Here is a 22,365-nt window from a genome sequence, read left to right on the forward strand (position 1 = left end):
GATGAAAAATGGCAACAAAACTACAAATTATGACTGAACTTGCAGCGACGAAAGCACATGAGATAACGGATAGTCCGCAAATATGGTTAGAATTCTTGGCTACTGCCTCTTGGAATTATAAATACAAATATCAAGAACAGCTTTTAATTTATGCACAAAAACCCAATGCAACTGCCTGCGCATCAATGAAAATATGGAATCAGCTAGGTCGATATGTGAATCGTGGAACAAAGGGTATAGCACTTCTAGATGATAGTTTCAACGAGTACAAAATAAGGTATGTATTTGATATATCGGATACCAATACTCGGTTTGATCGGTCAATATATCTATGGCAGATGAATAATGCATTTCAAGATGGTGTAATAGAAACTCTTGAAAATAGTTTTGGAGAATTGCTCAATAAAGATGATTTTGCATTAACACTAATGGAAACAGCAAAAAATGTAGTTGAAGATAATTATTCGGATTATCTATCAACGCTTACATCTGTGCTTCAAGATAGTTTCTTAGAAAAACTTGATGAAATAAATTTAGATATAGAATTTAAAAAGTTACTTGAAAATTCAGTAGCATACATGCTATTAAGTCGTTGTGATATAGATGCTGATCAGTATTTTGATAGTACTGATTTTAAAGAAGTAGTTGACTTTAACACGATAGAAGCTATTGGAGTTTTAGGCGATGCAACAAGCGATATTTCAGAAATGGCTTTAAGAGAAATTGGTGAAACTATTAAAAATCTGCAAAAATCAGAAAAGAAACAAATTCGTACAATTGCAGAAAAAGAAAATAATATCTATTATAAGAATACAAAGATAATTGAAGGGAGTATTGAACATGAATCTGACATATACAATGCAGGGCGATTATCAAATTCCGAATTTAGAAGTTCCGAAGAGATCTCTAATCGGGAAATATGGGATGTTACGGAAGACATATCTAAAGGAACACAAGAACGGGATATACGCAGGGATGATGATGTCGGGCAAGTTGAACAGTCATCTAGAAGAGATCGATCAAATAGCAACGAATCAGGTAAGGATGATGGTATCGCAAATGGCACAACAACAGGGAATAACAGAGGAATTAAAGGCAACGGATCAAATGAAATGGGTGGGAATGATGAATCAGATAAAACAAGCAGCAGAGGAAATCGTTCTGAAGGAGATCATCGACAATTAGATCTGTTACCTTCCGAAGAAGAGCAAATCAGTAAGATAGAGAACGCAGAGGTTGAAAAAAACTCTGCGTTCTCTATTTGTCAAGAAGATATTGATGCTGTTTTACAGCGTGGTAGTGGTATTGAAAATGGTAAGTATCGTATCTATTCATGGTATCAGAAAAACACATCACAATCAGAAAATGTTGTATTTCTTAAGAATGAATATGGGTGGGGTGGGGCTTACCCTGCTGTTGTAGATAGGGATTTGGATGAAGGTCACGATGCAAAGGGAATTAAGATTTCTAGAGGTAACATTATTAGCCCTGAAGCAGAAATTCTCTTGCCTTGGTCTAGGGTAGCGAATCGAATTGGTGAGCTAATATTAGCAGATCGATATCTTAATGCCAAAGAAAAAGAACAGTTACCTCAGTATATGAAGTGGGAAAATGATCGTAATGAGAGAAAGGAAGAAGAAAAGCTAGTCGCAGAGATTATCTCTCATGAATCTGAAATAGTGAATAATGTTCCAAAAGAGTATCGATTCTCATTGGGTGATACTGTCTATCTTGGTGCGAGTGAATATCAAATATTATCCTATAACGATGAAGTCATTAAACTATATGATTGCAGTTTTCCAATAATCAATAAAGAAATGAATCGTTATGAGTTTGATGAAAGAATAAAAGAAAATAACCTAAACAATCATTTATTACATGAAGTGAAGCAAGTGGCTGACCAATCAGCAGAAATAACTGATAATGAAACGATTGATAACTCACCCAAACAAGAAACGGAGGTAAATCCACTTCATCACCTAATTGGAGAAACCATCAAAATTGATGATAGAGGGTTTGTCATTGATTCTATTGATGAGGATCAAAATAAAGTTTCACTGAAAGATATTACTTTTCAAGAGGGTGTTGGCTTTCCAATCTTTCGTAGCGAAAGTATTGAGTTTGTAAGGGACTTGATTAAAAATCAAGGTCAGCAAATGATTGCACCTCTTAAAACTACAAAAGGAAAAGAACAATTACCTGATTTGCATCCTAATATATCGCAAACAGAACGCCATAATTTCTGTTTCAGACATGATAATATATCAACAAGTAATGCGAGTTTTTCACCAAAGCAAAAGTTTGCAAATAACATCAATGCTATCAAATTACTCAAGCAACTTGATAGCGAAAATAGATTTGCAACACCGGAAGAACAAGTAGTTTTATCAAAGTATGTAGGTTTTGGTGGGCTGTCAGATGCTTTTGATGACAGCAAATCGTCTTGGTCTAATGAGTATATGCAATTGAAAACCTTGCTTGAGAAAGAGGAATATGATGCTGCTCGAGAAAGTACATTAACTGCATTTTACACGAATCCGATTATAATTCAATCTATGTATAAAGCGTTAGATAATATGGGCTTTAGAACTGGTAATTTCTTTGGTATGCTACCTGAAAGTATGAGGGATTCTAAACTATATGGTGTGGAGTTAGATTCTATTACGGGAAGAATTGCACAACAGTTATATCAAAAATCGACTATTGCAGTTCAAGGGTTTGAAAAAACAAATCTTCCAGATAGCTTCTTTGATGTTGTAATTGGCAATGTTCCCTTTGGTCAGTTTAAGGTTGCCGACAAACGATATGATAAGCATAACTTTTTAATTCATGATTACTTTTTTGGCAAAGCTCTTGATAAGGTTAGACCTGGTGGTGTTATTGCATTTATTACATCTAAGGGAACTTTAGATAAAGAAAATCTGGCAGTGCGTAAATATATTGCCCAGCGAGCAGAGTTAATTGGTGCTATCCGTTTACCGAACACGGCATTTAAAGCAAATGCGGGAACAGAGGTTACCTCAGATATCATTTTCCTCCAAAAGAGAGATAGAATAATAGATATTGAGCCAGATTGGATTTATCTTGATACGAATAAAAGTGGTATTAAGATGAACCGCTATTTTGTCCAGAATCCAGATATGGTTATGGGCGAAATGGTAATGGAGTCAACACAATATGGTTTAGATAGTACTTGTAGACCATATGAGAATCAAGATCTAGAATCAATGCTAAATGATGCAATAGCAAATCTCCATGCAGAAGTTACAGAATATGATATTGATGATGTAAGTACTAATGAACCCTCTTCTATACCTGCTGATCCAAGTGTCCGCAACTTTAGTTATACAATAGTGGATGGGAAAATCTATTTTAGAGAAAACTCTCGGATGAATCTTATTGAAGTGTCAGTTACTGCTGAAAATCGTATTAAGGGTATGCTTCAAATTCGAGATTGTGTGCGAATGTTAATCGAGTATCAAATCGAAGATTATTCTGACGATGATATACAATCGGAACAAGTAAAATTAAATAAGCTTTATGATAGCTTTACAAAAAAATATGGTTTACTCAATTCACGCGCAAATAGTTTAGCATTTTCCGAAGATAGTTCCTATTGCTTATTATGCTCTTTAGAAGTAATAGATGAAAATGGAGAACTGGTAAAAAAAGCTGACATGTTCAGTAGAAGGACAATAAAACAACGCACTTCTGTAGTGTTCGTAGATACTTCTAGCGAAGCACTTGCAGTATCACTAGCTGAAAAGGCCAAGGTAGATATCGATTTTATGTGTACGCTTACCAGAAAGACGGAACAGCAAATTGCTGAGGATTTAAAGGGCGTAATTTTTCTAAACCCGTTGTATGAATCAGAAATAGATAGCGAAAACAAGTATTTACCTGCTGATGAATATTTATCAGGTAATGTACGAGAAAAATTAGCAGTTGCAAGAAAGTGTTTTGAAGCTGATCCAAGTAATTACGCCGAAAATGTAAGGGCATTAGAAGCTGTTCAACCTAAAGATTTAACTGCAAGTGAAATCAGTGTTAGACTTGGAGCAACATGGATCCCAGCAGAGATTATTCGTCAGTTTACCTTTGAACTCTTTTCAACGCCACGATATATGCAATGGGATATGAAAGTTCATTATTCCAACTTTACTTCTGAATGGAATATTGAAGGGAAGAGTCGTGACCGAGGTAATATTAAAGCATATAACACATATGGTACAAGCAGAATAAACGGCTATAAAATTATTGAAGAAACGCTGAATTTGAATGATGTTCGTATATATGATTATGTAGAGGATGCTGAGGGGAAAAAACAACAGATCCTTAATAAAAAAGAAACAACTCTTGCTCAAGGAAAGCAAGAGTTAATTAAAACAGCTTTCACCGAATGGATCTGGAATGATCCAAATCGAAGAGAAAAGCTTTGCAGAATCTATAATGAAAAGTTTAATTCAACTAGGTCTCGTGAATATGATGGGGGACACATACAATTTAGTGGAATGAACCCAGAAATATGTTTGCACGAACATCAAGTGAATGCAATCGCACATATTTTGTATGGTGGTAATACTTTACTCGCTCATGTAGTTGGTGCAGGCAAGACTTTTGAAATGGTAGCAGCTGCACAAGAAAGTAAAAGACTTGGTTTGTGTCAAAAAAGTCTATTTGTTGTTCCGAACCACTTAACAGAGCAATGGGCAAGTGAATACCTACAATTGTATCCTTCTGCCAATATTCTAGTTGCAACCAAAAAGGACTTCGAAACAAAAAATAGAAAAAAATTCTGTGGAAGAATTGCAACAGGAGATTATGATGCTGTAATTATTGGACACTCACAATTCGAGAAAATTCCAATGAGTATCGAACGCCAACAGCGTATTCTGCAAGAACAACTTGATGAAGTGATTGAAGGAGTTTCAGAGTTAAAACGAAATCGGGGTGATAATTTCTCGGTAAAGCAGCTTGAAAAGACCAAAAAGTCAATCAAATTAAAGCTAGATAAGTTAAACAATCAAAGTAGAAAAGATGATGTTGTAACATTTGAAGAACTTGGTGTTGATAGATTGTTTATTGATGAAGCACACTATTATAAGAACTTGTTTTTGTATACAAAAATGCGAAATGTAGGCGGTATTGCCCAAACAGAAGCACAGAAAAGTTCAGATTTATTTATGAAGTGTCGTTACCTTGATGAAATTACTGGAGGTAGGGGCACTATTTTTGCGACCGGCACACCAATATCAAACTCTATGGTTGAAATGTATACTATGCAAAGATATTTACAGTATGGCACAATCGCCAAGAGTGGGTTACAACATTTTGATTCTTGGGCATCAACTTTTGGTGAAACAGTAACTGCTATAGAACTAGCACCTGAAGGGACAGGGTATCGTGCAAAAACGCGTTTTGCAAAATTCTATAACCTACCTGAGTTAATGTCGATGTTTAAAGATGTTGCAGATATCAAAACTGCTGACACACTAAATCTTCCTGTTCCAAAAGCAAACTATCATAATGTAGTATTAAAACCAACGGAACAACAAAAAGAAATGGTTACTTCTCTTTCAGATCGGGCAGAAAAAGTTCGCAATAAGATGGTGGATTCATCAGTAGACAATATGCTTCTAATCACGAATGATGGTAGAAAACTCGCACTTGACCAACGGTTAGTTAATCCGTTACTTCCCGATGATGAAGAAAATAAAGCCAGTAAGTGTGCTGAAAATGTGCATGAGATATGGAAAAGAACAAAAGAACAACAATCTACTCAAATGATATTTTGTGATTTATCCACACCGCATTATGACGGTAGTTTTAATGTGTACGATGATATCAAACAAAAGTTAGTCTTAAAAGGCATTCCTGCTAATGAGATTGCATTCATTCACGATGCTAATACAGAAGTACAAAAGAAAGAGTTGTTTGGAAAAGTAAGAAATGGTCAAGTAAGGGTTCTAATTGGATCTACTGCAAAAATGGGGGCGGGCACAAATGTGCAGCAAAAGCTTATAGCATTGCGCCACTTAGATTGTCCGTGGAGACCAAGTGATCTACAGCAACGCGAAGGGAGAATTATTCGACAAGGCAATGAGAATTCTTTAATTGATATATTTAGTTATGTTACAGAGAACACATTTGATGCGTATTTATACCAGTTAGTTGAAAATAAGCAGAAGTTTATTAGTCAAATTATGACTTCTAAATCACCTGTTCGTTGTGCTGAAGACATTGATGAAACCGCTCTTTCGTATGCAGAAATCAAAGCATTAGCTACTGGTAATCCGTATATCAAAGAAAAGATGGACTTAGATATCGATGTTTCAAGACTCAAGCTTCTAAAAGCTAATCATTTGAGTCAAAAGTATGCGTTAGAGGATCAGATTATAAAAGTATTACCCCGTCAAATTAGAGCAAATGAGGAACGCATTATTGGATATGAAGTGGATATGGAACATCTAGTAATAAGTACAAAACCAAATGAAGATGGGTTTTCACCAATGAATGTGGATGGAGTAACATACATTGATAAAAAGAGTGCAGGTGCAGCACTAATTGAAACTTGTAAAAAGATGATTTCACCTGATCCCATTTTGGTTGGAAGTTATCGTGGCTTTCGAATGGAACTTTCATTCGATACTTTTGCAAAAGAATATAGGATAACGCTTAAAAATGCGCTATGTCATCAAGTTTCCTTAGGCACTGATATTCATGGTAATATCACTCGTATAGATAATCTCCTCGATTCTTTTTCATCCAAATTAGAAGCATGTAAAGAAATTCTAGAAAATAGTAGAACTCAACTTGAAAATGCAAAGATTGAAGTCGAAAAGCCATTTGTAAAGGAAGATGAGCTTAAATCAAAATCAACTAGATTAGATGAGTTGAATATATTGCTCAATATGGATCACAAGGAAAATGAGATTATTGATGGTGAATCTATAACGAAAGTACAACAAGAAAAATCATCATGTCAACATACAAGGTAGTATTTTATAGCAAGCTCTGTTATACGGTGTAGCAGAGCTTGCTATTTTATTGCTGAACTATAATAATTCTTACATAGCCAACAAGTGTCACTACTTGTTGGTTTAATTTATTTTAAGGAGTCGATATAAATATGAGCTATGTTTCGCCTGAGAGATAGTAAAAATATAGACTTTCTCGTAAATTTATAGTATAATATGGAATAATAATAGCTAAAAACTATGTGTTATTACTAAGGTCACAATGTAATTCGCTTATCAACATGCTAGAAAATTACTTTTTCGCGAAATTTACAAGAGATGTTATGGTATTAACTTAAAAATGTAAAAAGGAGCGTAAAACTGATGGAAAAGAATAAATTATTGAATTATTTTAAGGGATTAAAGCGAAGAGACAAAATAATATGTGTTGTTATTGTTTTGGCTGTTTTAACAGGTTGTGTTTTAGGGTTAAAGTTTACCATGTTTCAAAATGAAAGTGGAAAGGTAACTACAATTTCAAAATCTTCTTTAGAAAAAGTTATAGGAATAGAGGATTTATCTACATTAGAGTACACTTATAATGCTGTTGCAAAAGTTTACACTGATTCAGATCAAGGAAAACGTGATGAGAAAAATTTGAAATATTCTGTAGCTTATAAGGGTAAAGTAAGTGCTGGAATTAACTTTAATAAAATTAAAATTGATGTTAATGAAAGAAATAAAATAGTAATTGTTACATTACCGAATGTTGAGATACAAGATGTTACAGTAGATGCTGGAACGATGGACTACATTTTTACAAAAGATAAATATGATACAGATAATATTGTACAAGAAGCATATAAGGCTAGCCTATCGGATTTAAATAAAAGAGTTGATCAAAAAACAAATCTACATATAATTGCAAAAGAAAATGCTATTCAATCTGTAAAAGGTTTACTCTCCTCATGGATTAAAAGTGTTGATAATGAATATGTAGTAGACGTTAAGTAAGGGGGATAGTCAAATGAAAAAAATTATAATATTATTAGTTTTTATATTACCTATAGGTTTATTTAGTGGTTGTTCTAAACAAGTTAAATCATCTTTAATCAAACAACCAAGCATAGAGCAAGTTAGATCAATATGTGATTTGGCTACTTTAGAATGCTTTTACAACAATGTAGCTAAATCAGAAAAAACTGCTGGAACTGGTGTTTGGCATCTTTGGGAAAAAGATAGAAAGTTCTGGTTTGAATACACGGGAATTGCAAAAATCGGAATAGATATGGCAAAGGTAAACATGAAAGTTGATGGTGAGAATGTAACAATATCAATTCCTAACGCTAAATTATTAAGTATTGGCATTGATGAAAAAAGCTTTAACAATGATTCTTTGGTACTGAATCAAGATGGGTTTAACAAAAATGAAATAACAGCAAATGAGAAAACTGCAGCAATAGACAATGCTCAAAAAGAAATGGAGAAAACTGTTATGAGAAATACGGCATTGCTTATTAACGCACAAGATAGGGCAAAGGAACTAATAGAAAACTATATTGTTAATCTAGGAGAAATTTCAGGGATAGAGTATAAAATAAAGTGGGAGTATCAGAAAGTTTAGTTTAAAAAAGCAAAAATGCGTAAAGGTAAACAGAAAAAATTCATAAAAATAATAAAATAGCAAGTTACTATTACATAGCCAACAAGTTTCACTACTTGTTGGCTTAATTTATTTTAAGGAGTCGATATAAATATGAGCTATGTTTCGCCTGAGAGATTAGAAAAATCAAAACAGATGGATCTAATTACTTATCTGCAAAACTATGAGCCAAACGAATTGATTCAATTAAGTAGAAGTGTTTTTACTACAAGAGCACATGATAGTTTGAAAATCTCGAATGGTAAATGGTACTGGTGGTCGAGAGGGTTTGGTGGAGTGACTGCATTGGATTATCTAATTAAGGTGAAGGGAATGTCACTACCAGATGCAGTATCTTTAATTGATGGACGGGTGGCAGAGATGCCACCCGTTTTGCATACCCAAAAACAGGAGAACAATTATGACAAAACACTCTATTTGCCCGAAAGGAATGATAACAATGAAAAAGTAAGAAGTTATTTAAAAAATCGAGGGATTCATGATGTGGTTATTGATTACTGTATCAATACTAAACGCTTATACGAAGACAAGAAATATCATAATGCAGTGTTTGTAGGATTCAATAAAGATAATCTATCTAAATACGCTTTTGTGCGTGGCACAGGTGAAAAACGATTTATGAAAGAATTATCAGGAAGCGACAAACGCTTTTCTTTTTCTATTCCATCCAATGAAAAAAGTGAAACATTGCATATATTTGAGAGTGCAATTGATTTACTATCTTATGCTACATTACAGCTGTTTGAGGGTAAGGACTGGAAATCTGATCATTACTTATCATTGTCGGGTGTATATCAACAACGAAAAGAGAGTTTGACCATTCCTTTACCACTAAAACAGTTACTAGAAGAACAACCACAAATAAAAAGCATTCATTTACATCTAGATAACGATAAGGCTGGTAGAGATGCATCAAAAGCCATTATTGAAAATTTATCAGATCAATATATTGTTTTTGATGAACCACCTACAAGTGGAAAAGACTGCAATGATCAACTGAAAGCTTTGATGGGTATTGGGAATAAGAATCATTACGAACGATGAAAGGGGAGTTTAATTTGGATATATGCATTTACCAGATTGATCATGAACTTGATGAGAATCGAGTGAAATTTGAAAATCTTGAAAGCACAGTCAGGCATCAAAGGCAAGCACATATTGATTTTAGTATCTATAAAAAGGTGTTTGAAGGTTCGGTTAATTGTGTGGATCTAGAGGCAGTTTTCACAATGTTTAATACCACCCACCCAACTAACTATAAAGGACACTCATTATCTGTTTCAGATATTGTAGAGGTAAAAGGAGATTACCTTAATTTAGTCGGAAAGATTCGTTTCTATAATGATTCTGATTCATTTGAAGAAGTAGATTACTTTAACGCAGAAAAGTTCAAAGAGGATATAAAAGAAGCTAGATATGTAGGTCGTACTATTGAAGTGTTTGACTTACAGGATAGGACTGTACCTTCTGTTGAAACTGGCTTCTATTTTTGCGACAGTTTGGGATTTAAAAAAGTTGAGTTTACTCCACCCGAAGAAGCACAAGACACTATGAAAGTGGTTGTAGTGAAACCAAACAAAAAAGCTGAGATAATAGAAATTGATTCTTCTCTTGAAAGTCTACAAGCTATCGTTGGGGGACATATTGAAGCACTGTACCCTTATAATGAGGAAGTGGCTATTGTATGTAATGAGGAGGGAAAACTCGAACAGTTACCACTTAATAGAGCAATTTACTCTGACGACAACGAAATGATAGATATTTTAGCAGGTAACTTTTTTATATGTGGATTGGGTGAAGATGATTTTAAAAGTCTTAGTGAGGAACAACTGAAACGCTACCAAATACGATTTCAATATCCGGAACGATTTATAAAAATAAACGATGAGATTAAGGCTGTTCCCTTTAAACCTATGAAAGATTATGGGCGTTAATGTGGACTGTAGAATGGTAGAGATTGAATTGCGGGATTGTCTTAGCAAGCATTGCCTTTTGATATCAAAACGCGACTTGTTAGGGAAAATCCCTAAAACCCTATGCAAAGGAGAATGAGATTGAAAAGATATAGTTTTGTTATTAGACTTACAGAAGATGAAATGATTCAATTAAATGCTAAAGTAAAGCAAACAGGTTTGTCTCGTGAAGCATATATAAGATTATTACTTCAAAATAAAGTTCCTGTTACTATACCACCAGATATATTTTATAAGGTCCATAATGAGTTGTGTCGAATTGGTAATAACCTAAATCAACTTGCAAATAGAGCACATGTTTTACAAATGATTGATGTTCCAAGTTATCGAGATAATACCAACAGACTGTATGATATATGTTTCAAGTTAATCGAGGCGACAATCCCAAGGATGAGTGATGCTTAATGGCGATTACAAAAATAAAGCCAGTTCATAATCGGCTTGATAAACTTGTTGATTATGTAAGCAATCAAGATAAGACTTATAATACAGATTTTGAAGATATTAAAACAGTTCTAGACTATGCTAGTGAAGAATCAAAAACGGAACAAAAGTTTTATGTATCAGGAGTGAATTGCAATCCGCAGACTGCGTACAAAGAAATGAAATTGGCACACAAGAAAAATGTGAAGGAAGCGATTGTTGTTGCATATCATGGCTTTCAATCTTTTGAGCAGGGAGAGGTGAATGCGGAAACAGCCCATGAGATAGGAATTAAATTAGCAAATGAATTATGGGAAGATAAATTTCAGGTAGTAGTTGCAACTCATTTAAACACAAATCATTATCATAATCATTTTGTTGTATGTGCTACCTCGTATATAGACGGTTCACGATTTCATGCATGTACACAGAGCTATATGCAAATGAGAGAAACATCTGATCGACTCTGTAAAGAATACAGCTTATCTGTTATTGAACACCCAAAACGAGGGTATACCAAAAGCTATGCTGAATATATGAATGAGAAACAAGATAAACCTACCGTTAGAAGTTTTATTCGTAGTGATATCGATTATGCAATTGAGCAGTCAACAAATACAAATCAGTTTTGGCAAACAGTAGAATCTATGGGGTATGAGATAAAAAATGAAGTGAAGTATCTAGCAATTCGGCCAGTAAATCATCAACGCTTTTTTAGACTCTATAAGCTAGGAGAGAATTACACAATTGAAGCTATTAAGGATCGTATTCTTAGAAATAGGAATAGAAAACTACCTTTTCCTCAAGAACAAAGCAAACCAGTTAAATATTTAAAGTTTAACGGTAGCCATAAAGCAATGAAAAAAGTTAGTGGATTAAGAGCTTTATATTACTATTATTGTTACAAGTTAAAAATCATACAGAAGCATCCATCTTCTAATAGAAGGATGCATTTTTTATTGCGTGACGACTTAATAAAGTTCAATCAAATAATTGCACATTGTACTTTCCTTAGTAGAACAAAAATAGATACGACTGAAGGACTTTCGATGTATAAGTCTACAGTAGAAGCGTATATACCGAATTTATTAGATGAGCGAAAGTTATTAAGAAGTCAGTTGAAACGGTTAGTGAGAAGCAATGATACTGTGGGTCAGGTAGCTGTCAAAGGTAAAATTCAAGAAATATCAACTGAATTGAGCAAAATCAGGAGAGAGGTGAAGTTATGTAATCAAATTGAAGAAAGAAGTACTCAAATGCGAAGCAATTTAGAATTAGCACGAACTGCTGTAGAAATGGGTGAATGGAAAAACTTAAGTAAACAAAAGAATCAATCAAGATGAAATCTTAAATGGAGGAGTGTGTGAATCGTGAATACAGGTGGAGATGTAGCAGAACAAATTGTTCGGATGAGTCTCAATGGGGTTGAAGTAGCTGCAAAAATAACTGGTGCTGGTGCTAAACAACTTGCCATGATGCTTTATGCAATGTCAAAGGAGCAAAACAAAACCAAAGGGAAAATGCGAATGTCATCGATGATTAAAAGTGGTAAGGAACTAAAGGTGTTTTCGATTAACGATAAAGACTTGCAGAAGTTTACCGAAGTCGCAAAAAAGTATGGTGTTCTTTATTGTGTCTTGCGTGATAAAGATATCACGGATGGCTTATCTGATATTATGGTTAGAGCGGAAGATGCTTCAAAGATTAACCGAATTTTTGAACGACTACAGCTTGGATGTGTTGATGTCGCAGCTATAAAAAGTGAACTAGTAAAAAATAAGGAAACTAAGCATGCAGCAAAACAAGAAGCTGATAAAGGGTATGAATCTAAGGATAATAAAGATCAGTTGATAGATAAGTTAATGGAAAAGCCAACGCAAAAGGAACAACCCACAAATCAAAACCCCACGATGGCTCAAACGATAAAATCCTTTCCGTCAGAGCCTACCTCAAAGAGCAAAAAAAATTCCGCAAAGGGTGTTTCTAGTAAAGATGATATATCATATAGGCCATCTGTTCGTAAAGAACTAAATGAAATAAAGAGAGAGAAGACGGAATCATCAAAGGTAAGCACACCGCAAAAGCAACTTACCCATAAAGCACCTAAAAAGAAGAAATCCAAGAAAGTGAAAGGGAGATCATAGTTATGGATAATTACGATGGAATAATACAAGATAATACACTGCCTAAAAGCCAAGACAATTGCAGTACGAATTTTAATAAATCAATGTGGATAGAGCAAAAACAAAAGATGCGAGATGATGCGTATGCCTTAATTGATAAAACAGCGAAAGAGCTTATTGCAGATATGGGTTTATTCAAGTCATATCTCAATGTTCAAAGTAAGTTTGATCGATATTCTGTTGGTAATGCGTTGTTGGTAGCAGCACAAAAACCTGACGCTGTGAAATTGGCTGATGTTAAGTCTTGGAAAGATAACAATATCTATATTAAGAAAGGTGAAAAAGGACTAATTATATTAGAACCAGGGGACCAATTTAAGCGCGAAGATGGATCGGTTGGTGTTTCTTATAATGCGAAAAAGATGTTTGATGTTACGCAAACTACCGCAAAAGAAACACCAATTTCTTTTGTGAAAAAAGATACCCGAATTCTTATTAAAGCGTTACTCAATAATTGTCCAGTTCCTGTAAACATTAGCGATGATCTCCCGAATGATACTGGCGCGATTTATAAACATGAAACAAAAGAAATTCATATTAAATCTGGTATGAATGGAGACGATATTTTTCGTTCTCTTTCTAGTCAAATAGCTTATGCTATGATGGATAATGGTAATTATACTAATCCTAATAATTCATTTGCTGCTTATTGTGTATCTTATATTGTTTGCAAGAGAAATGGTATTGATGTTAGTAATTACTCGTTTGAACAGCTACCAAGTCATTATCAAGAGATGTCTACAAAAGATATTCGTGTTGAACTTGCAAAAATAAGAGATTGTGCAAATGAATTAACTACTAATATGGCAAGGGTTTTAGAACCAGCTAAGCAAAGTGAAACTAGAACTATATCATCAAGATAAGGAGTTTGAGATGAAAACAAGCAAGCGAGTAATTGCAGTCGATGATTTTGAATACAGGGTAATGGTTAAGGCTGTCAACGAATTTAGGACAGACTTGAAAAAAGATGAAAAACCTACAGAAGAAGTGGATATTTGCTAATTAAAATAATAGATGCCCCTACTCAAAAAGGAAAGAAGGTGGACCGTGCGGGAAGATAAACTATCAAAACAAAATCTAATCCTGTACTTGTTAGGTATGATACCAATCACTTGGTTAGGGGCACTTTTTGCACCTTCTCTTAACGGTGGACTTTTGGAAATACTAGAAAATCTATCATTAACATTGCAGAGCCCTTTTAAAATAGTATGGTGTGGGGATAGTTTTCGTACTATCCTCATTTTTCTTGTATGTTATTGTTTCGGAATTGGAATATATCTTTCTACAGCTAGGAATTATCGAAGGCGTGAGGAACATGGTAGTGCAAAATGGGGTGTCAGTGCGATTGTCAATAAAAGGTACAAGGATAGAAATAATGAGAAAAATAAGTTGCTCACACAGAATGTTGCAATCGGATTAGATGGTCGAAAGCATAGAAGAAATTTAAATGTATTAGTAGTAGGTGGATCGGGAGCAGGTAAAACTAGATTCTACGCTAAACCGAACATTATGCAGGCAAATACTTCTTTTGTAGTACTTGACCCGAAGGGCGAGCTCTTGCGAGATACGGGAAATCTATTAAAAAATAAAGGTTATGAAATCAAGGTGATTGACCTAATCAATATGGATAAATCCCATTGCTATAATCCATTTGTGTATCTGCATAATGATAATGATATTCAAAAGCTAGTAACGAATTTATTTAAGAATACCACACCAAAAGGTTCACAGAGTCAAGATCCATTTTGGGATCAGGCGGCAACTATGCTTTTGCTAGCTCTCGTTTTTTATCTCCACTATGAAGCACCCGAGGATGAACAAAACTTTCCTATGGTTATGGAGATGATTCGTGCAGGTGAAGTTCGAGAAGATAATGATGAATATCAAAGTCCTCTTGATGAATTGTTTAATAGACTAGAAGACAGAGAACCGAATCACATTGCATTAAAGTACTATCGCAATTATCGTTCCGGTTCAGCAAAGACCCTAAAGTCAATTCAGATTACATTGGTATCTCGACTTGAAAAATTCAACCTTGATTCGCTTGCTGGTATAACACAAACAGATGAACTTGATTTGTGGAACATAGGCGAAAAGAAAACTGCTATCTTCGGAGTTATCCCCGATAATGATAGCAGTTTTAATTTTATAATTGGTATGTTGTATACGCAACTGTTCCAACAACTTTATTATCAAGCAGACCATATCCATGGTGGTAGGTTGCCAATACATGTTCATTTTGTAATGGATGAGTTTGCAAATGTGGCTCTACCGGATGAATTTGATAAGTTGCTTTCTACAATGCGTTCAAGGGAGATATCAGTATCAATTATTATTCAAAACTTAGCACAGCTCAAAGCATTGTTTGAAAAGCAATGGGAAAGTATTGTAGGTAACTGTGATGAGTTTTTATATCTTGGTGGTAATGAGCAATCTACCCATGAGTATGTTTCAAAGCTACTCGGTAAGGAAACGATAGACACAAACACCTACGGACAAAGCAAAGGGCGAAACGGAAGCTATTCTACCAACTATCAAACAACAGGGCGGGAACTCTTAACACCAGATGAAGTGCGTATGCTTGATAATAAGTACGCACTCTTGTTTGTTCGTGGAGAGCGGCCTATATTGGATGAGAAATTCCATATTTTAAAGCATATTAATGTTGCGCTTACAACAGATGGTGGTGCTTCTTCATTTAATCATGGCAAAGATTTATACTCGAGTGCAACCATTGAATTTGACCAAACTTTATTAAATAAAGGAATTGAATTTGATGTTAGCAACCTAAACTATGAACTTCTATCAGAAGAAGAATTAGAAGAAAAATTCAAACAAAAATTGGAGGAAAAGAAAGATGAAAAATAAAAAGAGAACAACCAAATTATTGATGAGTAGTAAGATGAAAAAGGGATTTCGTTATTATGCAGCAGCTATTCTTTGTTGCTGTGTAACTGTAGCTATGACATCAACTGTCTTTGCAGCTAGTGGTGACCCGTTGGCGGTTATTAACAACCTATCAGATTTTATATTCGGTATCATTAGAGCCATCGGACTTATCCTTTTAGGTTTTGGCATTGTGCAAATTGGTTTATCTCTAAAATCTCACGACCCATCACAAAGAGCGAATGGATTTTTGACATTAGCAGGTGGTGTTATTATTACTTTTGCTAAAGAGATTTTGAATTTGATTACCGGAGCATAAATAAAATAGCAGCCTGTTGCAAAACAGGCTGTTAATATACAGTATGAGTGTTATTTACTCTTTAGTTAAATAATATTCTTGGGTAGGAATCTTATAGTTATTTAATACCTTTCCGTTTTCGCCTCCGTGCATTTAACCTCTTCGCTATAACAATTAGAATTAAAGATGAGATAAGGCTTGAAGTAACTATTCCTATTGGCCATATAATTGAACTATCTGCTTTATTAAGATAAGAGACCAATTCTATTAGCAGTGGGATAATTTGAATCACAGCAAGAAGTATAGCGATAACATTAATAACCTTGCTTTCGCGCTCTGCCGACTGACTACTATGTAGCTCTACAATATGTTCTAAGTGAGATAGATTTCTATAATAGCTTTCAAGCAATTCAGGAGTCTTAAAAGCTTTAGCTATAGAGTTTGATAGATTTTGAGGAAGAATATACTTAAAATTATTGATATTCCAAAAGTTTATTGTTTTTCCAAACTCAGTATATAATTCTTCAATATTTTTTAATGAAATTTTATTAGTAGATGTTAATTCTGTCACAATTCGCTGGTTAGTTCTGGATATTGCGGCGTTTTGAAATAATATTAACTCACATATAAATATGATTGCTATCTCATTGTCGAGATTGTTAATATAACTATTAGAAAAATCATTAAAGATATAGATTAGGCACGAAGAGGACACATATGCCTCATAAAAGTCATATTGTGCGATATTGTTGTCAGCTATTTCTTTAAGTTGATTTGACTTTATATTATAATTCACATATTCACTTCTGTAGGCTTCACCTGCTAACATAGCATGAAATTCTTTCTCTTCATCTGGCTTTTTAGGCAAACATACAATGCATTTGGGGTTATCAATTCTTACAATACCACATTCATCAAGTAAAAACATATCTATTTGTCTATAGGTGCTTTCACTACTGTTAGATAAATATATATGGTCTGTAGATATCTGGTCCTCAATAAAAGTTATCTCATGTTTGTTTTGGGGAATAATTATGGTTAATATAAAAAGACCTGTTTGATAATGTTCAGTTAAGACTAATTGGACTTCTTCAAATGAAACAGCATGTCCATCGTTAAGAATTCCATCTTTTTCAATATCAGCATAATTATCTCCCGTACAAGCAAATCCATATTCTCCTAAAAATTTTCGAGTTAATTGGCTACAAATATTATTGCTACACTCATATTTTGACTGTTGTTGTAACTTTTGAATGTAAACATTCGATAATTTTGTATGTTCATTTTCCACAATAGATACGTTGCTGTTTTTAAGTACACAAGGAATTAAAATATAAATATCGCTGTTTACTATTTTGTCTTCATTCACTAGCTATCATCCTTTCAATCCCGTTACTATCACAATAAAATAATTCGTAACTATTTTCAATGGTTCTTATACTATCAAAACATAGATATCTTAATAGCTTTTTGCCATCTTCTGAAACAGCGGTAGCGGTTATTGAGTTAATGACACAACCTTCCTCAAGTTTCTCTTTCAAAAATTGTTTAAAACCATTAGTTAATAGAATAATTGATTTTTTATCTTGATATTCCGGAAGAATGGCAACAGAAATTAAAAAAAGATTGTTAAAGCTGCTATATTCACAAATATCCTTTGGCAAAATATTATCATCAAACATTTTATTGGATTTAAGAATTAACTCGTATAGATTATTAACAATAGGAAAAAAACAGAAATATCCTATCACTTTTTTGTCATCATACACTAAAATGTATGAATCTTGGTTTTTTTTGAATCGTTGATTTATTGACTCGTACGAGCCACACATATAATCAGGGTAAATAGTGTTATCTATTTCCAGGATTTGTTCAATAAAATTATTGTTTATATTTCTGCTAAAATCAATTTTCAAATGTTATTCCCCACTTTCAATACTCTTAATTAACAATGTAAACTTCTTTGGAAGATTATTGTGAAAAACACAATATATCTCAATACTATACTGTACACAAGCCAATTGTATTTTAAATATGAATTGGATTTTTATATATAAATAATACCATATTTTTTTCAAAAGTCAAAATATTATAAAGGTAGGTGATAAAATGTCAAACAACTGGATTGTTGACAATCTAAACAACGCGCTAAATACCTGGAATACAAAGTTGAGCGAAATATGGCAGTTGCTAACACAGTCGCTCCAAAGTTTTAAAGGGGGCGAAATGTGGCAGATTGTTCTTTCAATACATGGTGGATTACAAGCAATCGGATACGCGTTGCTTGTTTTATTTTTTGTAGTGGGAGTAGTAAAGACATGTGGCAGTTTTGCAGAAGTGAAAAAGCCAGAACATGCATTAAAGCTTTTCATACGATTTGTAATAGCAAAAGCAGTCATAACTTATGGGCTTGATCTTATGTTATCACTCTTTGCAATTGTGCAAGGAGTAGTATCTACCATTATGAAACATTCAGGTTTAGGATCATCGCACCAAACAATACTACCAAATACAATAGTGAATGCTATCAATGAATGTGGATTTTGGGAAAGCATTCCGTTATGGGCAGTTACACTAATAGGTAGCTTATTCATAACGATTCTATCATTCGTAATGATTATGTCTGTATATGGACGATTTTTTAAGTTATATATGTATACAGCAATTGCACCAATCCCACTTTCTAGTTTTGCAGGTGAACCAACACAAAATGTCGGTAAAAGCTTTTTAAAAAGCTATGTTGCAGTTTGCTTAGAAGGTGCAATTATAGTGCTAGCTTGCGTAATTTTCTCTACATTTGCGAATAGCCCACCTGTTATTGATTCGAGTGCACAAGCTGTAACAATGGTATGGAGTTATATTGGGGAGTTAATCTTTAATATGTTAGTGTTAGTAGGTGCTGTTAAGATGTGCGACCGGGTAGTAAAAGAAATGATGTTCGGAGGATAAAACAGAAGCTTTCGTTTTATGTGAAAGATTCTGTTTTATTTGAATATTATAACTTTTTATATATTTGTTGATTCTGAGGAGTTTTACCTAATGGGGTCATTAAATGAGCACCTTGATTTTGAGCATAAGTGAAGAACATAGAGCCTAATTTGGTTCTATTGCCTACAAAAATTCTATGCCACTCAAATCCACGAAAGAGATCTTTTACAATGAAAGTTTCATCTGTTTCCACATCTGTTAAGTATGTGAGTGCATAAGTAAGGAGTGTTTGTAAATCGGTGTTAGCTGTAATAATCATAAGTATTTCTCCTTTTGTTAATCTAGTATGTTGCTAATAGCATATAGCAAGTAGCGAGTAGCTACCTACTATTATTATATGTTCCATTTTAGGAAATATGACAAATAAATTTTGAAAGGGGCAAAAAATTGGAAGTTAAAATAAATAAAGAAATCCGTGATTACACGGAATCCATGTTTTTTGGACTGTCTTTAAGGCAGTTCATTTTTTCTTTACTCGCAGTTGGTGTTGCGGTTGTTTTATACTTTGGTCTGAAAAATATTGTTGGAACAGAAACTGTTAGCTGGATGTGTATTTTAGGTGCATCACCATTTGCAGCTATGGGTTTTATAAAATATCACGGTATGACCACTGAAAAATTAGTATGGACATGGATAAAATCAGAGTTCTTAAATGCAAAAAAGTTACCATTCAAACAGACAAATTACTATTATGAGGCTTTAAAGCCGTATATTAAATCAAAAGAACAGGAGTGTATGACTACACATGATTAAAACATAAAAAAACCTTTATGAAGTGGTAAAAGAGATGATGAGTTTACAAACTACAGGAATACAATCCGTGTTAATACGATATCGTTGTATTTTGTGCAGTTCGTTAGTTGTTTATTTTGGATTGTCATGATTTAATAAAGTTGTACCACCTTGATATAGAAATCTGATATAATAAGAATCAATCAAGGTGTGAATTCAAAATGACAAATTACAACAAATATGAGCCTGAACAAAAAGAAAAAGTATTGGGCTTCTATCTGGAAAAGAATTGTGCAAAAATAGAATGTGCCGTTTCTTTCGCGTATGTAGATTTATTGAATACTTTATGGGATGACACAACCAAATTAGGATTAAATAAACTTTCCCGATTTGATGGAAAGAGAAAAGAGGTAGCAGAATGGGATTATTTGATAATCATAATAAAGATGTGTTTGGTGGCGTGTTTGATTTCAATGGTGATGGTAAAACTACTTTAGACGAGGTATTTATTGCCTCTAAATTCTTTGAGAAAACTACAAAAGAGGATAATGAAACAGATGACATTTCTTTTGATAATGACTTAGACTTTAGTTCTAATGCTTCCGAAAACAACGAATGGCAAGATTTTTGTGATGATAGCGAAGAGCTTGGAATCAGCCCAGAAGATTACGAAACGGAAGATGAATACAACGAAGCCCTCGAAGAAGCTGAGTATGCTTGGAATAATGGTTGCGATGATGGGTACGATGAAAATATTGGAAAAGTATGGTTGGGTTCAAATGTAGTGAACATTCCAATTTCATTTATAGTTGAGTGTCCTGCCCTTGATGAACTTGAAAAAATCAGAGAAGCAGATTTTCCCAATAAACGGAGGTACAATGCCGCTTATACCCTAGCCAGTGAATTTGATATTTACAGTGATGATGAATATGAACAAAGCGAAAAGAAACGTTGTCAATTCATTATAGAAAAGGCTGATACAGTTATTGCAGCCAACTACCTGACACATGATGGAGATTTTTTATATTGTCAAGCAGTAAAAGATAAATTCAATTTACCTATAACACTACCCGATGAAGATGAAACGAGAGAATTTGGTTTCTCCGAGATGCTTCAAAAGATAGCAAAAAAGGATACTACTCTTTGTCTGGAAGTGTGGGAGTGGTGCTTGGAACAGTTCCTACCTTATGCCGGACACGATATTCTTTCAAAAGAAGAACTTACAAACGTTAGCATTGATTACCTTTCCGACTTTTCAAATGAGTTTATGGTAGTTCTTATCAAATACATGAGTGAACACCCGGACTTTAGGACAACAGTCGTCGCCGAAGCTGGTGATTTGGCGAACAACCTATCAGAACTTGTTGTGGAAGCAATAAAGCAAAACCTACCTGATACAGCAAAAGCATTGTTTAAGGATGGTCTTACAATCGCAAACGGCGAATGGAAACAGATAAACGAATTAACAGACAGAGTTATCCTCTTTTCTAAAGATTATGAGGAACTTGAAACTATAGAGTATGTAGAACAAGAATTATTACCACTCATTAAAACTTATCAGGACGAAATGATACTTGATGAAATTGAAGTGTGGGAAAAAGATATAGCTAAATATAAGCTAGACGTCGAGCAGAGTTGTGACAAATATGCTTATACACGAAGCAATGCTTGGAGGCAGACTGTTTCCGACGGAAAAGAATACGACTTAGACCCCCTCGATTACGATAACGAAAAGGAATATCTTGAATCCTTAGCTGAAGAAAAATACAGATGGCGGCAAAGTTTTAAGAACCGTGAAACTTGCGACCTCAATCCTGAAGATTACGAAACTGAAAATGATTTCTTAGAAGTTTTATCTACAAAAGCGGATGAAAAGCGGAAAATTGAGCGTGAAGAACGACATAAGAAAGATTTAGAACGGGTAAATGTACCAACAATATCTGATGATAAAGATATCTATATTTATTGTGGAGTAGTTCTTCCATTCTCCTCTCGACCTTATTCTTTTAGAACAAATGACACTACTATAAAAATTGGTGATACAGTCATTATCCCCATTGGTGAAGAACGGAAAGAAACAGAAGGTAAAATAGTCTCCGTAGGACAATACACTCGGATAGGTGTACCATATCCAGTTGAAAGAACAAAATTTATTTTAAGAAAAGTTGAGGATAATATTTCAAATGGATAAATTTAAAATTTACTCTATAAATAAGTAATCCATTGAAAAATGCGCGATAGTATAATATTTAAGAGTGCTAAT

General features: G+C 34.0%; 19 protein-coding genes. 16 read left to right on the forward strand and 3 right to left on the reverse strand.

Annotation, left to right across the window (positions count from 1 at the left end):
* Positions 1–8: 8 nt before the first annotated feature.
* The 12 genes from RBG61_RS12960 (at position 9) to RBG61_RS13015 (ending at position 16,403) form a co-directional block, all read left to right on the forward strand.
* A complete protein-coding gene (locus tag RBG61_RS12960; RefSeq protein WP_423246189.1) occupies positions 9–6,998 on the forward strand; it encodes a DEAD/DEAH box helicase family protein in 6,990 nt (2,329 codons plus the stop codon).
* A gap of 342 nt (positions 6,999–7,340) precedes the next feature.
* Complete coding sequence (locus RBG61_RS12965; RefSeq protein WP_307944201.1) at positions 7,341–7,970, forward strand: DUF4230 domain-containing protein; 630 nt, start codon at positions 7,341–7,343, stop codon at positions 7,968–7,970.
* 13 nt (positions 7,971–7,983) lie between these two features.
* Positions 7,984–8,580 carry a DUF4230 domain-containing protein gene (locus tag RBG61_RS12970; protein ID WP_307944202.1) on the forward strand — a complete coding sequence of 199 codons (597 nt, stop codon included), beginning with the start codon at positions 7,984–7,986 and terminating at the stop codon, positions 8,578–8,580.
* A 132-nt stretch (positions 8,581–8,712) separates the two neighbouring features.
* The gene (locus RBG61_RS12975) at positions 8,713–9,663 is read left to right on the forward strand and encodes a DUF3991 and TOPRIM domain-containing protein (RefSeq protein WP_307944204.1); all 951 of its coding nucleotides are present in this window, start codon (positions 8,713–8,715) and stop codon (positions 9,661–9,663) included.
* A gap of 14 nt (positions 9,664–9,677) precedes the next feature.
* Positions 9,678–10,553, forward strand: coding sequence for a DUF3846 domain-containing protein (locus RBG61_RS12980; protein ID WP_307944206.1), 876 nt, complete (start codon positions 9,678–9,680; stop codon positions 10,551–10,553).
* Between the two features lie 120 nt (positions 10,554–10,673).
* Positions 10,674–10,997: a plasmid mobilization protein gene (locus tag RBG61_RS12985; RefSeq protein ID WP_307944208.1), complete on the forward strand. Its 324-nt coding sequence runs from the start codon at positions 10,674–10,676 to the stop codon at positions 10,995–10,997.
* A complete protein-coding gene (locus tag RBG61_RS12990; protein WP_307944210.1) occupies positions 10,997–12,358 on the forward strand; it encodes a relaxase/mobilization nuclease domain-containing protein in 1,362 nt (453 codons plus the stop codon). The genes RBG61_RS12985 and RBG61_RS12990 overlap by 1 nt, the downstream gene beginning before the upstream one ends.
* 27 nt (positions 12,359–12,385) lie before the next feature.
* Positions 12,386–13,159 carry a PcfB family protein gene (locus tag RBG61_RS12995; RefSeq protein WP_307944212.1) on the forward strand — a complete coding sequence of 258 codons (774 nt, stop codon included), beginning with the start codon at positions 12,386–12,388 and terminating at the stop codon, positions 13,157–13,159.
* Positions 13,160–13,161: 2 nt separating this feature from the next.
* Positions 13,162–14,061 carry a hypothetical protein gene (locus RBG61_RS13000; protein ID WP_307944213.1) on the forward strand — a complete coding sequence of 300 codons (900 nt, stop codon included), beginning with the start codon at positions 13,162–13,164 and terminating at the stop codon, positions 14,059–14,061.
* 10 nt (positions 14,062–14,071) lie between these two features.
* Positions 14,072–14,200 (forward strand): hypothetical protein, encoded by a 129-nt coding sequence (locus RBG61_RS13005; RefSeq protein WP_307944216.1) that lies wholly within the window; start codon positions 14,072–14,074, stop codon positions 14,198–14,200.
* Between the two features lie 45 nt (positions 14,201–14,245).
* Positions 14,246–16,066 (forward strand): VirD4-like conjugal transfer protein, CD1115 family, encoded by a 1,821-nt coding sequence (locus tag RBG61_RS13010; protein WP_373889712.1) that lies wholly within the window; start codon positions 14,246–14,248, stop codon positions 16,064–16,066.
* The gene (locus RBG61_RS13015; RefSeq protein WP_307944218.1) at positions 16,056–16,403 is read left to right on the forward strand and encodes a glutamyl-tRNA amidotransferase; all 348 of its coding nucleotides are present in this window, start codon (positions 16,056–16,058) and stop codon (positions 16,401–16,403) included. The genes RBG61_RS13010 and RBG61_RS13015 overlap by 11 nt, the downstream gene beginning before the upstream one ends.
* Before the next feature lie 97 nt (positions 16,404–16,500).
* Here RBG61_RS13015 and RBG61_RS13020 read toward each other — a convergent pair whose 3' ends face one another.
* Both RBG61_RS13020 and RBG61_RS13025 read right to left on the reverse strand, forming a co-directional pair.
* A complete protein-coding gene (locus RBG61_RS13020) occupies positions 16,501–17,751 on the reverse strand; it encodes a hypothetical protein (protein ID WP_307944220.1) in 1,251 nt (416 codons plus the stop codon).
* On the reverse strand, positions 17,744–18,298 hold the full coding sequence (locus RBG61_RS13025) for a hypothetical protein (protein WP_307944223.1): 555 nt from the start codon (positions 18,296–18,298) through the stop codon (positions 17,744–17,746). The genes RBG61_RS13020 and RBG61_RS13025 overlap by 8 nt, the downstream gene beginning before the upstream one ends.
* A 193-nt stretch (positions 18,299–18,491) precedes the next feature.
* On the opposite strand from RBG61_RS13025, the gene RBG61_RS13030 reads away from it, so the two are divergent.
* Entirely contained in the window at positions 18,492–19,331 is an 840-nt protein-coding gene (locus tag RBG61_RS13030) for a hypothetical protein (protein WP_307944225.1), read from the forward strand.
* 46 nt (positions 19,332–19,377) lie between these two features.
* On the opposite strand, the gene RBG61_RS13035 is transcribed toward RBG61_RS13030, so the two are convergent.
* Entirely contained in the window at positions 19,378–19,629 is a 252-nt protein-coding gene (locus RBG61_RS13035) for a DUF1413 domain-containing protein (RefSeq protein WP_307944227.1), read from the reverse strand.
* 128 nt (positions 19,630–19,757) lie between these two features.
* Here RBG61_RS13035 and RBG61_RS13040 point away from each other — a divergent pair, with 128 nt between their 5' ends.
* The 3 genes from RBG61_RS13040 to RBG61_RS13050 all read left to right on the forward strand — a co-directional run bounded on the left by RBG61_RS13040 (position 19,758) and on the right by RBG61_RS13050 (position 22,293).
* Entirely contained in the window at positions 19,758–20,123 is a 366-nt protein-coding gene (locus RBG61_RS13040; protein WP_307944229.1) for a PrgI family protein, read from the forward strand.
* 200 nt (positions 20,124–20,323) lie between these two features.
* Complete coding sequence (locus RBG61_RS13045) at positions 20,324–20,599, forward strand: hypothetical protein (RefSeq protein WP_307944232.1); 276 nt, start codon at positions 20,324–20,326, stop codon at positions 20,597–20,599.
* On the forward strand, positions 20,521–22,293 hold the full coding sequence (locus RBG61_RS13050) for a hypothetical protein (protein ID WP_307944235.1): 1,773 nt from the start codon (positions 20,521–20,523) through the stop codon (positions 22,291–22,293). The genes RBG61_RS13045 and RBG61_RS13050 overlap by 79 nt, the downstream gene beginning before the upstream one ends.
* Positions 22,294–22,365 lie beyond the last annotated feature (72 nt).

The sequence above is a fragment of the Paludicola sp. MB14-C6 genome, assembly GCF_030908625.1.
In the GTDB taxonomy this organism is placed as follows: domain Bacteria; phylum Bacillota; class Clostridia; order Oscillospirales; family Ruminococcaceae; genus Paludihabitans.

What these genes read in the sequence shown, in the direction of transcription:
- RBG61_RS12960 (WP_423246189.1), top strand. Translation starts at nt 9, where the DNA reads ATGGCAACAAAACTACAAATTATGACTGAACTTGCAGCGACGAAAGCA.
- RBG61_RS12965 (WP_307944201.1), top strand. Translation starts at nt 7,341, where the DNA reads ATGGAAAAGAATAAATTATTGAATTATTTTAAGGGATTAAAGCGAAGA.
- RBG61_RS12970 (WP_307944202.1), top strand. Translation starts at nt 7,984, where the DNA reads ATGAAAAAAATTATAATATTATTAGTTTTTATATTACCTATAGGTTTA.
- RBG61_RS12975 (WP_307944204.1), top strand. Translation starts at nt 8,713, where the DNA reads ATGAGCTATGTTTCGCCTGAGAGATTAGAAAAATCAAAACAGATGGAT.
- RBG61_RS12990 (WP_307944210.1), top strand. Translation starts at nt 10,997, where the DNA reads ATGGCGATTACAAAAATAAAGCCAGTTCATAATCGGCTTGATAAACTT.
- RBG61_RS13000 (WP_307944213.1), top strand. Translation starts at nt 13,162, where the DNA reads ATGGATAATTACGATGGAATAATACAAGATAATACACTGCCTAAAAGC.
- RBG61_RS13005 (WP_307944216.1), top strand. Translation starts at nt 14,072, where the DNA reads ATGAAAACAAGCAAGCGAGTAATTGCAGTCGATGATTTTGAATACAGG.
- RBG61_RS13015 (WP_307944218.1), top strand. Translation starts at nt 16,056, where the DNA reads ATGAAAAATAAAAAGAGAACAACCAAATTATTGATGAGTAGTAAGATG.
- RBG61_RS13030 (WP_307944225.1), top strand. Translation starts at nt 18,492, where the DNA reads ATGTCAAACAACTGGATTGTTGACAATCTAAACAACGCGCTAAATACC.
- RBG61_RS13035 (WP_307944227.1), bottom strand. Translation starts at nt 19,629, where the DNA reads ATGATTATTACAGCTAACACCGATTTACAAACACTCCTTACTTATGCA.
- RBG61_RS13045 (WP_307944232.1), top strand. Translation starts at nt 20,324, where the DNA reads ATGACAAATTACAACAAATATGAGCCTGAACAAAAAGAAAAAGTATTG.
- RBG61_RS13050 (WP_307944235.1), top strand. Translation starts at nt 20,521, where the DNA reads ATGGGATTATTTGATAATCATAATAAAGATGTGTTTGGTGGCGTGTTT.